We start from the raw sequence: 14,243 nt of genomic DNA, 5'->3' as shown, positions 1-14,243 counted from the left end.
AACATTTACTCCATTTAGAGATAATTCTATTGAATTTTTCACTACTAATCACAAAAAATATCTTATAATCTATATATAACAAATTAATGTATTAGGAGTAGATAAAATGCCAGTTACACTCGAACTTATTCTTTTTATTCTTATAGCAATTAGTGCTGTTGGCTATTTAATAAAAGAATTTCAAAAAACTAGGAAACGAACACTTGGAATTTCACTAGAATTTTTAGTTCTTTTCTGGTCAATATGGAGAATATCAACTCTCATAATCTAATTTATAAAACATGAATTCCTTCGAATGAAGTGAAACTTTAATCAGTGGGAGTTTTATTTATCCCCCACTAATTATGAGTTAAACCAATCGGGCTTTTACGGGATAAATTTACCAGTATTTTTACCACAACATTCATGTTAAAATCCCTTGTGAGTACGACATAACTCGACCTTATGAAGCTCCGCAACTTTTATCGCGGAGCTTTTTTTATTAAAATTAACGCTTTTGTTCACTTTTTTGATACATTTACGAAACATTCATATGTTACGTTATATAAGTCCTTTTTTAAATCTTATTCATTCTAGCAAAAAGTCCTAGTCCCCCTAGGGCTTTTTTGCATTCAAACAATGAGTTGTATTTTTTCTCAATAATCGAAACTACTTAACATAGTAAAATAATAATCGGACTGGCATTCAATACCATATTACAATGGATCAAATCGCAAAAAGGCACCTTAGGGTGTCTTTTTTATAGAGAATCAGTTTAAAAACTAAAAATAAAAGAACCTCAATAAATGAGGTTCAAAAAATCTACTATTTTAAATTACCTTCGTAAAAAGCAACTCCATTTTGAACATGTTTTAAGTACCACGTAATCGTCCCGCCACAAACATTTTCATTAAAACTATTAGCATATACTCCATTTGAGTAATAAAGAGTTCTTTTGAATTTACCATTAGAATACTCATAAGGAATTGAGCATGTTGCTTGCTTCGGAGAGCTCACAGCTTTTTGCGTATCAGCTGAAGCTGCCCCAATTCCTCCTGTTAATGCAATACCTGTTGCCAATAGCCCTACTACTAATTTCTTGAACATAATAAATCCCCCTTTAATAGTTTTTATAGCTTACAACTTAAATGTATCATTTTTGTAATTTATGTAAATATCTTGAACATGTAGAAATATCCATTTAATTATTGGTAATATTAGGATTTTATTTTATCAAATGTAAAATAGAGGGATTAGAGAAGCATGTGAAAATACAGATAGGTTTATATTAAATGAACGTGGTCCAAGTCGGCGAAAGGCACCTTTTGGTGTCTTTTTTGTACAAAAAAAAATCTCACCATCTTATAGAAACGATAAGACCTTTAAAACAATAATTGCAACTATATTAATTTTACATTACATTAAGGTTAGAGAATGTTCTTATATTAATAAAGTGCTAAATAGTAGGTGGAAAAATGGAATTTAACGATTTGGGTATTACCATTAAAGAACTTAGAATTAAAAAAAATATATCACAATCCGAATTATGTCATGGAATATGTTCACAAAGTCAAATTAGCAAGATTGAAAAAGGTATGATTTATCCATCTAGTATATTGTTATATCAATTATCAGAAAGACTTGGTATTGATCCGAATAACATATTTGCACTAACTCAAAACAAAAGATTAAAATATGTAGAAAATGTAAAATACGTAATAAAAGATTGCTTAAAGCAAAAACAATATAAAGAACTTTATGAAATAGTAAAAAAAGAAAAAAACTTGAATAATTTTCAAACAAAAGATGAGAAACAATTTCTAATGTGGCATGAAGCAATTGCTATATTTATGGTGGATAAATCAATAAAAACTGCTTTAGATTTTTTAAATAATGCATTAAAACTCACTTTAACTAATTCTGATTTTTTATCAGAAAGAGAAATAGATATTATGCAAACAATGGCTATATTTTATGCAGAAAATAAAGAATATGAAAAAAGTATTAATATATTCAAAAGATGTTTAACTAATTTTAATAAATTAGATTTTCCTAGAGATAAAGAAATTAAATTAAAACTCATGTTAAATTTAGCAAAATGTTTCGACTTCACATATCAACATGAAGAGGCAATAAAGTATATTGATAAGGGTATCAAATTAGCAATTAATCTAAATACTTTATACTTACTAGGTGAACTATTCTATTTAAAAGGTCAGTGTTTATTAAAAATGAAACAACATAATGTAGAAGATGTTATTTATAACTGGAAAAAAGCATTATTTATATTTGAACTAACAGAAAAAGAATATTATACAAAAATGCTACCAGATGAACTTATTGAAATACAAAATAAAAAACACTCATAATTTCGTAAAAACTACTTACAAAACCCACAGAAAAAATCCCTACAGCTTTTAAACTTAGATCGATAATATTAAAATTAATTTAAGTCGGCGAAAGGCACCTTTAGGTGTCTTTTCTTTATTTTTACAAGGACCTGCTCAATTAATTTTTAAAAACATAATAGGGAATATTGTTTTATTTATCTCATTTTCAGTCATGCTATATAAAATTCGTTAATAAATCCACCTCAAATACTAGTTCCTTTTATAAGCCGTTTGTTTTGATGTAGATGACATTATTTTCAATACAATAGAATGAATTATGGGAACATATTTAGCAATATATATCAAAAAACATATTAAAAAACCCCCTCCACCTTAAGGTAGAAGGGATCTTTTAATTTCTATTTCAAACTACCTAAAATTTCTGTAAAGATAACCCCAAGCATATGTGCACCTGCATCTGGATATCCTAAACTTCTTTCACCAACTACCGCTCCTCTGCCGAATGATCTTTCAACGATAGATTATATGCCTTGAAGTGCTGTTTGCAACATTTCAATTCAGATATACGACAGTAAAGAATACATTATCACAGTGTCAGCAAGCAAAAGTGTATTCTGCATTTCTGAAAACAGTAGATGGCAGATTATGACCTACTGAATCTGCTAAGAAAGAATATACAAGAACATCCTTAACATCCTCTCTATTTCCACTAATGATGACATCAAGGAAATCTTCTACTTGGAATTCTGGAGTAAACAACACAATCTTAGTTGTTCTGTTTGGTTCTAAAGAAACAAAAGTACGAGAGATTTCAACTAATTCATTTTGAGTTGGGAAAAAGGTGTTTCGACTTCTCTTAACAGTTACCGTTACATTACTAGTATGACAGCGTGAATCATTGTTTAACATAATGTTGAGAGCAGTTGGAATAATCCCATTTTCAGAAACTGGAACTCGAAACACTCCAGTAGATTTATGAGCCATATAATCACATCCTTCCAAAATAAAATATATTTACAATATATTAAATGCAAAAAACGTTCATTTTGATATGGACAAATTACATGATTAATATATCTATAATAACCCTCGGTATTACTAAGCCAATGTTTTAAAAGATTAACAAATATCGCGAGAACCAATCGAATGTATATTAAAAGTAAAAAGAATAAGTTGTCTAAAAGACCCCCTATTTTGAGCCAATAATGAGACATTATGTTAATCTTATATGTATAGTTGCACAAAATTGAGAAACTTAAGGAGACAGATAAATTTTATGAGAAAATTATCTATATTACTTACTTTCATTCTAGTATTAGTCAGTGTTACGGCTGCTTGCACACAAGATAAAACAGATAGTGCCGTTGAAAATGGTCCAATAGAAGAACCAACCGCAAAAAATGAAAATGAAGAATTAATAAATTTCGAAGAAAAAGAAGATATGAGCCGCTTGGAACAAGGTATTTTATTAGTTGGTGAGAGTGTTAAGGGAGGCTATTACTTGACCGCTGTTCAAAGTGCCTATTTAAATGCTAGCAACGATTCCGTAGTTGTTAATGTCTCTGTAAAAAATGTACGAGGTCAAACGATTGGACTATCAGAATTAAAATATAACTTAAAAGATGAAAAAGACGGAAAGATCTATAAAGGAAAGGTGCTTGATCAAAACCCTTCTGATATACAAGTTAAACCAAATGAAACGGTAGAATTGAAAATAGCTTTTGAAGTACCACGTACCGCAGATGAATATATGTTTTATATTGAAAGCTCTTTAGACCCTCTACAAACATACTGGAAAATTGATAAGCTGCAATCACAAACAAACTAAGTCTAAAATAAGCAAAAAGCAATGAAAAATTTAATATAGATACAAATGAATACTATATAAACGTAAGACCATCGATTTAATGAATCGTTGGTCTTTTTCAAAAAATGCCCCATTAAAAACTAAGAGATAAAAAAGAACTAATCTCGAGAAGAGATTAGCTCAATATATCCAAAGCTATTATGGTACATAGTTTTATGAGCAAACGTTATATAATGTTGTATGGGATACATAACCTGTCATCCCTTTATATGTAACTTTTAACCACTGTTTAGAATTACTGTAATGACCTTGAACATATTCACCAGTTACCCATGTTCCAGTAATTTTCGTACCATCATTAAATGTATGTAAGACAGGTGAATCGACAGTATAACCACTGCGCATCTTTGCACCATATACACCTACCGTACCTCCCTTTGCACAAGCTGCTACTACATTTTGATTTTCAGTAGCATTCGTAGCCGCGAAAGCAGAGCCGTTAAATGTAAATAAAGTAAATATAAAAGCTGTTAGTACTGTACAAATAGATAAACGACGTAACAAAATAAATTCCCCCTTTTTTTATAATTTACTTCTTCACAAATGATTATCTTAAATATTCTAACTATTTTCAATATATTAATGTTGAGAAATATTAGTTGTATTTTTGAAATAAGATTTTATCAAAAATAGTAACAAACTCATATTTTACTGAGAAAGAACCGAAAGAAGTCTTCTACATATCAACTATATAAAAATCCCTCCACCTTAAGGCAGAGGGACTTTCCAATTACTATTTCAAACTACCTGCAATCTCCGTAAAGATAACCCCAAGTGCATGTGCACCTGCATCTGGATATCCTAAGCTTCTTTCGCCAACTGTACCAGCGCGGCCCATGCGAGCTACGATTTCTTTCGTGTACTCTGCTCCTTTGACCGCTGCTTCTGCTCCTTTTTCAAAGGCAGTTTTTACGTCTACTTCGTTTGAGGCGCTATCTAACCAAGAGTCTACACATGGAGCAAGTGCGTCAACAAGTGTTTTGTCACCAACTACTGCTCCTCTGCCGAATGATCTTTCACCGATCGATTGGATGCCTTGCAATGCTGCTTGCAGCATTTCAGCGAATTCTTTCACTGTTAACTCACGCTTCTCGGCTGCTGCTTTACTAGCTGCGCGGAATGCACCGCCCCAAATTGGACCAGATGCGCCGCCGCAATGTTCCATAATAATCATCGAACAGCCGTCAAGGAATGATCCGATCGTTACGTTTTCTTGTTCTACAATAGAGTGCCACTCACGTTTTAATTGCTTAAATCCTTTTGCCACACTCATTCCGAAGTCGCCATCACCAGCATGCGTATCTAGCTCACAGAACGGTACTTCATTTTTAATAATAATATCGCTCATTTTATCAACGAGATAAATCATGTTGTTTAATGTAATAACATTATCTTTAATAACAGCGTGCTCTTCCGCAGTTTCTAGTTCAAATGAAACTTCCTTCTCTTCTGTCTCTTCAAGTACATTTACGTACTCTACACTTTCAACTGGACCGTCTACTTTAAACGCTGGTGTATTACATTCTTTTGATAGTAATGTTTTTAGCTCTTCATCTAACTTCATTACCGTTAAAGACATACCAGCCATATCAATACTTGTCATATAGTTACCGACGAATACTCTATTAATTTTAATGTTTCTTGCAGCTAGTTCTCTCGTAACTGCGTTGTTAAATAAGTAAAGTTCTTGCAGTGGTGTTCCGCCAAAACCGTTAACTAGAATTGCGATTTCCTCGCCATCTTTTACTCCTAAATCTTTTACAAGGTCATTTGTCATACGGTTCGCTAGTTCATCTGCTGACAGCATTTTTTCACGCTTAATTCCTGGTTCGCCGTGAATACCTACACCGTATTCCATTTCATCTTCCGCAAGTGTGAAAGTAGGTGATCCACTCGCTGGAACTGTACAAGACGTTAATGCTAAACCGATTGTGCGCACGTTAGCCGCTGCTTTTTCTGCTACAGCTTTCACCGCTCCTAAACCCATACCTGCTTCCGCTGCTGCGCCGGCAATTTTATGAACTAAAATAACGCCCGCAACGCCGCGGCGTCCTACTGTGTACAGGCTATCTTCTACCGCAATATCATCGTCCACCTTTACGTAGTCGACTTCAATTCCATCTTCCGTCGCTAAATGCGCACCGTTTTTGAAATTCATAATATCGCCGCTATAATTTTTAATAATTAATAACGTACCTTTTTTACTAGCTGTCTCTTTAATCGCTTGGTATACCTGAATTTGTGAAGGTGACGCAAACACATCTCCGCACACTGCCGCATCTAACATTCCTTTTCCGACTAATCCTGCATGTGCCGGCTCGTGACCACTACCGCCTCCACTAATTAACGTTACTTTATTTTCGTTCATTTCTTTCTTCTTAATCACTTTATATTTTTTCAAAAGCTCAAGCTCTGGATGAGCCATAACCATTCCGTTGCACATTTCCATTACTAATGTTTCTGGTTTGTTTATAATCTTTTTCATTGTAGTTCTCCCTCAATTCCTTTAATATATTGTGATATATTTGAAATCTTCTTCTTACTAACCATGTTAAAATGAAAGCGTTTTATAGTAAACGGACAAAATGGACAATCTGTCTAAAGACACCGCTCTCATTTATAGATAGGATTTTCATATTAATAACATTCTAGGGATGATTCAGATGACCTCTTCTATAATTTCTAAAAAGATAATCGCGAACTCATTGAAGTATTTAATGGAAACAGAGTCGTTTCATAAAATATCAGTGAGCGATATTATGTTACACTGTCAAATGCGTAGGCAAACTTTTTATTATCATTTTAAAGATAAATTTGAACTATTAAGCTGGATTTATAGAGAAGAAACGAAGGAAAACATTATCGACTTTCTCGATTATGAAACGTGGGAAAACATTTTCGATTTATTATTTGATTACTTTTATGAAAATCAAAAATTTTACCGAAATGCTTTTAAAGTCATTGAGCAAAACTCGTTTAATCACTATTTATTTGAGCATACGAAAAACTTATATATGAAGATTATCGATGAACTATCTGTGAGCTGTGGATTCAGCCTTTCTGATGAGACAAAAAATACGATTGCCTCCTTTTATAGTCACGGCTTCGTTGGAACGATAAAAGATTGGATTGAAAGTAAGTGCGAAGTAGATCCTTCCATTATGTCTTCTCTTATGAAAAATATGATAAACAATCAATTACTACTATTACTGGAGCAATCAGCAAAGTAATTAAAGGGTGGCAAAAGCAATGAAAAAGATTATGAATGATGTACAAAATATCGTTCAAGATATGCTGCACGGCTTTTATTTTGAACATAACGACAAAGTAAATTACGATGAAACGAATAACATCATTTATGTAAAAGATATCGAAAAAATGAAGCAAGACGTCGCTATTATAAGTGGCGGTGGTAGCGGACATGAACCTGCTGATATTGGCTATGTAGGAAAAGGTATGCTTACAGCGGCAGTAAACGGAAGCATCTTCACTCCGCCTACAGTGGAACAAATTGCGGCGGCAACTCGCCTTATGCCAAAAGATAAAAGTATACTATTCATTATTAAAAACTTTAAAGATGACGTTGAGAACTTTCTTGCGGCAAAGCAGATCGCTAAAGAAGAAGGAAGAAAAATTGACCACATCATCGTAAATGACGACGTTTCAATTGAAGATGATGCTTCTTTTAATAAAAGAAGACGCGGCGTCGCTGGTACTGTTTTCGTTCAAAAAATACTTGGTGCGGCCGCTCTTGAAGGCCATTCTCTAGAAGAACTAACAACACTTGGCCGCTCTATCACTAAAAACTTACACACATTAGGAGTTGCTCTTTCCCCTGTCAACGATCCAGTAAAAGGAAAAGCTTCATTCACATTAAATGACGATGAAGTGTTTTATGGCGTAGGCATTCACGGAGAAAAAGGTTACCGTAAAGAAGCACTATCCTCTTCTGAAATATTAGCGATCGAACTAATGAACAAACTAAAAAGCATTTATCGCTGGAGAAAAGGAGACAACTTCGCTATCCTCATTAATGGACTCGGCGCAACTCCATTAATGGAACAATACATTTTCGCAAACGACATTCGCCGTTTGTGTGAACTTGAAGGATTGCAAGTGACATTCGTAAAGGTTGGTACACTGTTAACTTCTTTAGATATGAAGGGTGTTTCGCTTAGTTTGCTTAAGGTAGAGGATTTGGATTGGGTGAAGTGGTTGAAGGCGGATGTTAGAGTGGGTAATTGGTAAGTAAAAATTATGATGATAAAAGCCTTTAACTATAACAAGTTAAAGGCTTTTTGCAAATTGAAATATCACTCGAGCATTCAAAAGAAATTCGTAATTGCCTCACTGAATGATGACAGGTCTTCCAAATAAAGCTGGATGATAAATTAACATCGCTCCTACAAATGAACATACTAAACAAAAAATAGCCTCGTATTTTATAACTAGAGAAGAGCTGGTATCAAGCTTTTCCCCCTCTCTTTTAAATATCATTTTTAAAGCTCTATATAATAAATACCCAATAATCGCCCCGAGGGTGTTCGTAAATAAATCATCAATATCTGTAATTCTATTATTTAACAATTGATTTAACTCAATTGCCAATGAAAAAAAGAATCCTGCACATACCGTGTTTTTTATTTTTCTAAAATACGGCCAAATCATCGGTAATAAAAAACCGAACGGCATAAACAGTACGATGTTCAAAAGATACGTAGTACTACCTGCCGTATCAAATAGAGTCAAGTTGATTTGACTTACACGAATCCACGTTTCATATCTACTTATATCCCATACAGTTGCAATCTGCGTCACCTTATACACTAACGAAAGGTAGAACAGAAAAACATATACCCATAGAAAATGCCGAATAGATATGTTTCTTTTCGCTTTAAAATAAAATCCAATTTGAAATAAAATACAAAACATAATTGTAAAAAAATAAGTATACAAATAACTCATTAAAACTTCTGTATGCATGTGGAATCCCCTAACTTTACATTTTCATCTATTATTTTAGAATATAGTTTAAGAACCAGTACTTTGTTCATATGTTTAATCTTCTACTTTGTCTTCGAATATAGGGAATATATTAAAAATAAAAAAATCCCCACTTATTCATTTTCAGTCTCCTCCTTGATGTAACTTGTTTATAGGATAGAAAAAACTTTTAAAATAAAAAGTGGGGGAAATATAAAATTTTTCTTAAATTTTATGTTAGATTTTATTATTACTCTAATTACTAATCCGCTATTCGTTGTTAGGCAACAGTATGCTTAAACTTAGGTTTCACTTTATCCCTTCTCATCCCTCATACTGTAATACCCCAAATTAATAATAACCAAGAAATACCCACTCATAATTCCAGCAGCGAATGTCCACATGAATTCATGGTGTTCAATTTCATACATAATAATCGCGCCGAGTATTGCGGCTGCGAACCGATTTATCATTCCAAGCATCGGTGCTTTTTCTTTTTTTACAATGCTATCTCCGAACTTTTCAATACGCCTTCCTAAAATCCAGGCGCAGTACATACTTACTAAAAGGCCAATGCTTATCCCTACGAACTGTGCTGAAAAAGGTGTCACAAGCCATCCCAATAACATTACGCCTAGCAAACAATACATTTGTATGTTGAATGATCTTAATGCCATACGAATCATGTTATACTCCTTTATCTTTCTCATTGTAATCCCGTATCATCAATCCAATCTTCCAGGCTTCAAGCTTTCAGCTATATCTTTTTTAAAATGAGGGAATTTGATTTTGCTTACCATTAAATAAGCGAGTACGCATGTACCAAACGCCACGGAAACTGGATTCTTTAAAAAACATAAAATGAGGAGACACATTGCCGCGAATGGGATTGGCATGCCGATAAAGGTCGGGAGTTTGCTTTGCTGTGTGTTAAATCTTGCAAGCCGAAGCATGCCGCAAATACTGTAAGTGAGCGCGCATATCATCCCGATAGACTGCAAATCTTTTAACGAGGCACTATATGCAAGAATAGACGGTGCCACACCAAAAGTAACTAAATCCGCAAATGAGTCCAACTCTCCACCAATTTCCGAAACAGAATCAAGTTTCCGAGCGACCATACCATCTAAAAAGTCAAACAACATACCTGTAATAATAAAAACTGCTCCCAAATAAATATCGTGAACGAAAACAGCGTAAATAGCTAAAAGCCCACATACAAAATTTGCTATCGTAATCATATTTGGTATGAAACTCATAATACACTTCTCCTCCTTTCTACTAATTGCTTCATCTACGTTCTTACTCATTACAATCAAGATCTTTCTGTTTTTCTTCCAATATGACTTTATTTATTTTCGTTAACGTATCTGTCATTTGCTCTAGGGCGTTTATATCGATTTTAGAAAAATATTTCTCAATTAATACATCATCTAACTCCGACAACCGCTCTATATACTTACTACCGTTTGGACCAAGTGTAAGAAAATACTCCCGTTTATTATTAGGGTTTACTTGTTTTGAAATCATCTTCTGTTTCTCCAATTTAGATAAAACTTGACTAACGGCACTTTTTGATATATTAAAAGTAGTCGCAATGTGATTTGCTGTCGTGTTTTCATTTAAATTAATATGAAATAGCATGCTCTCTTGCTGTCCTGTAAGACCGAATTCATCTTTTAACTCCTGGAATAGTAAAATGTAGAATTCATTATAAGCTCGGTTCATTTCATTAATTACTTCTTTATACGTTCTAGTCATAGCGTTATTCCTCCATGCTTTTATTTCGTTTTGTTTAATAGTTAAGTTTACTTAACTTAACTATATTATACCGTTATGTTCGTGTAAAGGGAAATATAACTCTACACTTTACTCACAATGATACAAAAAAGAAGACACTCTTCTAAAACAAGTTAAGTCCCTTCTTCCTCACCGCTTCCTTCATCCAAATACCCGATTAATCGTTCTGAATAATCAAAAAGAAAATCAATTAAATTCCATATAGACCCATTACTGGTTAAAATGTTACAATGGAATTACCCTACATAGTTACTCATAGCCAGACTGAGGAACTAGCGTCTTATTAAGTAATGCGCATAACTAAAATAAAAAAGACACTTTACGGTGTCTTTTTTATTTATATTCCTAGGAATCATCTCTTTTATAAACAGACTCTATCAAACAGTAAAGGAGACAAACAGATGGAACATCCTGTTGCAAGAGAATTACGTTTTATACGGGTATGTCTTATCATTTTGATTATTGTCATTGCATTCTGGGATCGTGAGAAAACTGTGGAAATTACTGATCACGGTAGCGATCCTATCTTAAACACCAGCAATATGACCCAAGTTGGTGAGAATACATTTGCATACAAAGACGAATCGAATCAAATTAAAATATTTAAGTTTAATCCAGATATAAATGAAATAAAATTAATAAAAGAGTTTTATGCTAACGAATATTAATTACATGAATTAAATAATTCAAATCTGTAGAAGACACTTTAAAGTGTCTTTTCTTTATGAACTACAAAGTATGAGGACCCAAGCCATTAGCTACAATTACGACTAAGGCTTTTACTATATAAAAAATAAAACATAGTAAGAATAGAATACTCAATTAAATTATTTTTCACTTCACAAACTACATCCAAAAAGTTGGATAACTTCTTTTACTACTCATATTATTAATGAATAAAGCAATAACTACAATAACAACGGAGCCAATTAAAACTGGTGTTACTAAATAACTCCAACTATTTGCCCCTAAAATTACGATAATCGGATCGGCGCCTGCCGGAGGGTGCGTCGTTCTCGTTAACATCATAACGGCTATTGCCATCCCCACCGCTAAAGCAATTGTCCAATATTCATTCCCAAACAAATGATATATTGATAGACCAATGAAAGTTGAAATCAAATGTCCTCCAATAATATTACGCGGCTGAGATAATGGCGCATTCCAAACTCCAAACGCTAATACACAACTCGCACCAAATGGAGCCATTAATAATTCTGTAGAGGTTATGCTCGTTAAATATGTTAAGGTAAGAATTGTTAAAAATCCCCCTAGTAGTCCCGTTAAAGAGTCCTTTACATTTACTTGTAATGGGCTTCTTCCTTTCCCTTTCATTTTTGTAAAATATCGTACACTTATTGGTTGAGGATCTTTCTGCTTAGTTGCTGTTATATTATCCATCGTTCTCCTCCTTTATTTACCAACAATTATAATCCAGCATAACTAACCTGTAAATATTAATTTAAGGGGTTAGTTTTAAAATGCAAAAAAAGAATCAACTGTTATAAGTTGATTCTCTAAACTTCCTCAAATTTTCGATCCTGAAATTTTGCTACCTTTTTCCGGTTCCCACATATTTTCATAGAACACCATTTTCGTTTTCCACTCTTATCTATAAATAATAAAACACAGTCAGGATTTGAACACCTTTTAAGGGAAATAAGCTTATTTTCTGCTATTAACGTTAAAGCGTCAAATGCAATTAACGATGCGAGTACATCCTCGATTTTTCCAACTGGGATAGATACTAGCTGCTGTTCAATGATTTTATATGTAAATGGTGCCTTCTCAATTTGTTTTTCTAAATACGTAATAAAATCATTAGAAATTTCTTGCTGATCAGCAATTTCCTCAAACTGTTTTCTCAATACTTCTCTTACCTCTAATATGCTAGATGTAACTTGATCCATTCGCTTCTGAATTCCTATAAGTGTTTTTTCATTCCAAAAAGGAAGATTAACCTTTATTACATGTAGCCATTCTAATACATCTTCATCTGTTATTAATAAATCATAACGTTGTCCACGCCTAACTAACTCTGTATTTACTAAATCTAATGAGAGATTTCCCGATATAAGCGGGAATTGTTTTGTTTCCTGCATGTACTCATCACCTTCTCTTTAAATAATCATATTCCAAATTAATACAGAAGTACAACTTTTTTATAAACTACAAAGTATGAAGATTAAGGCCTTTAGCCATAATTACGACTAAAGGCTTTTTGTATGTAAGTAAATGAAAAAGGAGCTTATTTTATGGAACATAATAAAAATGGAATTCTTGCTTTAATTATTTTATTTTTAGGATTAGTGTTTTTTGTCAGTGGAATGGTTTATCATTTATGGGGCTCATTTTAATTTCAACTTTTAGACAGATAAATAATTCGAATCAGAGAAATGTGCATTTTTCCCTTTTCCTTCCAAAATTAATATAATAAGATATAAAATGTAATACATATAAAGACAAATATATATAGCACTCATTAAAAGTGCTTCTATTTTGGAAGGAAGAAACGATGAACAAAAAGTTATTAGCATCATTATTATGTAGCACATTCTTGTTTGGAGTATCAGCTTGCAGTTCACATGATGCGCCTGCGAAAAATGAGCAGGCGACTTCTAAAAAAACAGAGAATGACAAACTTAGCAACAAGGATTCGCAAAAAGAACTTCCTACCAATGTAGATTCCTCTGATGTATACATGTCAATGGGATCTGCCGAGTCATTAGATGTTCTAGGGACTGGAGAAGTTAAAGCACAAGGTGTCTTTAAAGTATTAGACATCGCAGTTTATAATCGTAAAGAAGAACCCATTACACTAGATATCAACAACTTTAAATTAATTGATGGATTTGGAAGAGAATATCACATTTCCAATGAACATCAATCCGTACTTAAAGCTGCAAATACCTCTACATTTAAATTTGGTATTGTTAACCCTGATGAACATTCGGACGGAAACATTGTATTCGATGTACCGAAAAACACGCGAGGATTAACTTTAAAATTTAATAATGATAAGTTAGATAAAGAGCTCCAATTAAAAGTGGAATTGGAATAGGCAAAATAAATACGTCTCCCTTAACATTCTCTACTAACATAAAAAAGTACAGTCTTTTCTACAGCAGACTGTACTTTTTTATTTATCATTTCACATAACATTCCCTAATTTTTTTGACTAGATGCTCTCCAATCACGAAAAGATGTTGGGCGTCCAGAAAAAGCTCTTTGCTTTGTAACAGATGGTTTTTCTTCAGGAGTCA

Annotated in this window: 17 protein-coding genes; 6 read left to right on the top strand and 11 right to left on the bottom strand. The window is 33.1% G+C overall.

Annotated elements, in window-relative coordinates; genetic code table 11:
* Positions 1-804 precede the first annotated feature (804 nt).
* Positions 805-1,086 carry an LCI fold-containing protein gene (locus MR107_RS10180; RefSeq protein ID WP_000473837.1) on the bottom strand — a complete coding sequence of 94 codons (282 nt, stop codon included), beginning with the start codon at positions 1,084-1,086 and terminating at the stop codon, positions 805-807.
* A 368-nt stretch (positions 1,087-1,454) separates the two neighbouring features.
* On the opposite strand from MR107_RS10180, the gene MR107_RS10175 reads away from it, so the two are divergent.
* The gene (locus MR107_RS10175) at positions 1,455-2,348 is read left to right on the top strand and encodes a helix-turn-helix domain-containing protein (protein ID WP_000395467.1); all 894 of its coding nucleotides are present in this window, start codon (positions 1,455-1,457) and stop codon (positions 2,346-2,348) included.
* A 380-nt stretch (positions 2,349-2,728) separates the two neighbouring features.
* Here MR107_RS10175 and MR107_RS10170 read toward each other — a convergent pair whose 3' ends face one another.
* Complete coding sequence (locus MR107_RS10170) at positions 2,729-2,848, bottom strand: DAK2 domain-containing protein (protein WP_071740898.1); 120 nt, start codon at positions 2,846-2,848, stop codon at positions 2,729-2,731.
* 76 nt (positions 2,849-2,924) lie between these two features.
* The gene (locus MR107_RS10165) at positions 2,925-3,314 is read right to left on the bottom strand and encodes a hypothetical protein (protein ID WP_000940664.1); all 390 of its coding nucleotides are present in this window, start codon (positions 3,312-3,314) and stop codon (positions 2,925-2,927) included.
* Between the two features lie 292 nt (positions 3,315-3,606).
* On the opposite strand from MR107_RS10165, the gene MR107_RS10160 reads away from it, so the two are divergent.
* Positions 3,607-4,158, top strand: coding sequence for a DUF4352 domain-containing protein (locus MR107_RS10160; RefSeq protein ID WP_001228902.1), 552 nt, complete (start codon positions 3,607-3,609; stop codon positions 4,156-4,158).
* 192 nt (positions 4,159-4,350) lie between these two features.
* Here the strand turns inward: MR107_RS10160 and MR107_RS10155 are convergent, their stop codons facing one another.
* Together MR107_RS10155 and dhaK are read right to left on the bottom strand one after the other, a co-directional pair.
* Positions 4,351-4,701: an SH3 domain-containing protein gene (locus MR107_RS10155; RefSeq protein WP_000946193.1), complete on the bottom strand. Its 351-nt coding sequence runs from the start codon at positions 4,699-4,701 to the stop codon at positions 4,351-4,353.
* A 229-nt stretch (positions 4,702-4,930) separates the two neighbouring features.
* The gene (dhaK, locus tag MR107_RS10150) at positions 4,931-6,682 is read right to left on the bottom strand and encodes a dihydroxyacetone kinase subunit DhaK (protein ID WP_242292335.1); all 1,752 of its coding nucleotides are present in this window, start codon (positions 6,680-6,682) and stop codon (positions 4,931-4,933) included.
* Positions 6,683-6,860: 178 nt separating this feature from the next.
* Between dhaK and dhaS the strand changes: the two genes are divergently transcribed.
* Positions 6,861-7,427 carry a dihydroxyacetone kinase transcriptional activator DhaS gene (dhaS, locus tag MR107_RS10145; RefSeq protein WP_000204220.1) on the top strand — a complete coding sequence of 189 codons (567 nt, stop codon included), beginning with the start codon at positions 6,861-6,863 and terminating at the stop codon, positions 7,425-7,427.
* Positions 7,428-7,446: 19 nt separating this feature from the next.
* On the top strand, positions 7,447-8,445 hold the full coding sequence (gene dhaQ / locus MR107_RS10140) for a DhaKLM operon coactivator DhaQ (RefSeq protein WP_000723364.1): 999 nt from the start codon (positions 7,447-7,449) through the stop codon (positions 8,443-8,445).
* A 99-nt stretch (positions 8,446-8,544) separates the two neighbouring features.
* Here the strand turns inward: dhaQ and MR107_RS10135 are convergent, their stop codons facing one another.
* From MR107_RS10135 to MR107_RS10120, 4 genes are all read right to left on the bottom strand, one after another.
* Positions 8,545-9,180 carry a VanZ family protein gene (locus MR107_RS10135; RefSeq protein ID WP_000556719.1) on the bottom strand — a complete coding sequence of 212 codons (636 nt, stop codon included), beginning with the start codon at positions 9,178-9,180 and terminating at the stop codon, positions 8,545-8,547.
* Between the two features lie 314 nt (positions 9,181-9,494).
* Positions 9,495-9,866, bottom strand: coding sequence for an ATP synthase subunit I (locus MR107_RS10130; protein WP_000620610.1), 372 nt, complete (start codon positions 9,864-9,866; stop codon positions 9,495-9,497).
* Between the two features lie 39 nt (positions 9,867-9,905).
* Positions 9,906-10,439 carry a CDP-diacylglycerol--serine O-phosphatidyltransferase gene (gene pssA, locus MR107_RS10125; RefSeq protein WP_000008338.1) on the bottom strand — a complete coding sequence of 178 codons (534 nt, stop codon included), beginning with the start codon at positions 10,437-10,439 and terminating at the stop codon, positions 9,906-9,908.
* Between the two features lie 43 nt (positions 10,440-10,482).
* Complete coding sequence (locus MR107_RS10120; protein ID WP_000198939.1) at positions 10,483-10,941, bottom strand: MarR family winged helix-turn-helix transcriptional regulator; 459 nt, start codon at positions 10,939-10,941, stop codon at positions 10,483-10,485.
* A gap of 440 nt (positions 10,942-11,381) precedes the next feature.
* Here MR107_RS10120 and MR107_RS10115 point away from each other — a divergent pair, with 440 nt between their 5' ends.
* Entirely contained in the window at positions 11,382-11,648 is a 267-nt protein-coding gene (locus MR107_RS10115; RefSeq protein ID WP_242292334.1) for a YmzC family protein, read from the top strand.
* Positions 11,649-11,826: 178 nt separating this feature from the next.
* Here the strand turns inward: MR107_RS10115 and MR107_RS10110 are convergent, their stop codons facing one another.
* Both MR107_RS10110 and MR107_RS10105 read right to left on the bottom strand, forming a co-directional pair.
* Entirely contained in the window at positions 11,827-12,381 is a 555-nt protein-coding gene (locus MR107_RS10110) for an HPP family protein (protein ID WP_000368844.1), read from the bottom strand.
* 116 nt (positions 12,382-12,497) lie between these two features.
* Positions 12,498-13,082, bottom strand: coding sequence for a CGNR zinc finger domain-containing protein (locus MR107_RS10105; RefSeq protein ID WP_242292333.1), 585 nt, complete (start codon positions 13,080-13,082; stop codon positions 12,498-12,500).
* A 413-nt stretch (positions 13,083-13,495) separates the two neighbouring features.
* On the opposite strand from MR107_RS10105, the gene MR107_RS10100 reads away from it, so the two are divergent.
* On the top strand, positions 13,496-14,041 hold the full coding sequence (locus MR107_RS10100; protein WP_001035576.1) for a DUF4352 domain-containing protein: 546 nt from the start codon (positions 13,496-13,498) through the stop codon (positions 14,039-14,041).
* Positions 14,042-14,243: the final 202 nt, after the last annotated feature.

It is taken from the genome of Bacillus cereus group sp. BfR-BA-01441, assembly GCF_022663075.1.
Taxonomy (GTDB): Bacteria; Bacillota; Bacilli; order Bacillales; family Bacillaceae_G; genus Bacillus_A; species Bacillus_A cereus.
This window is presented reverse-complemented; position numbering and strand designations above follow the sequence as displayed.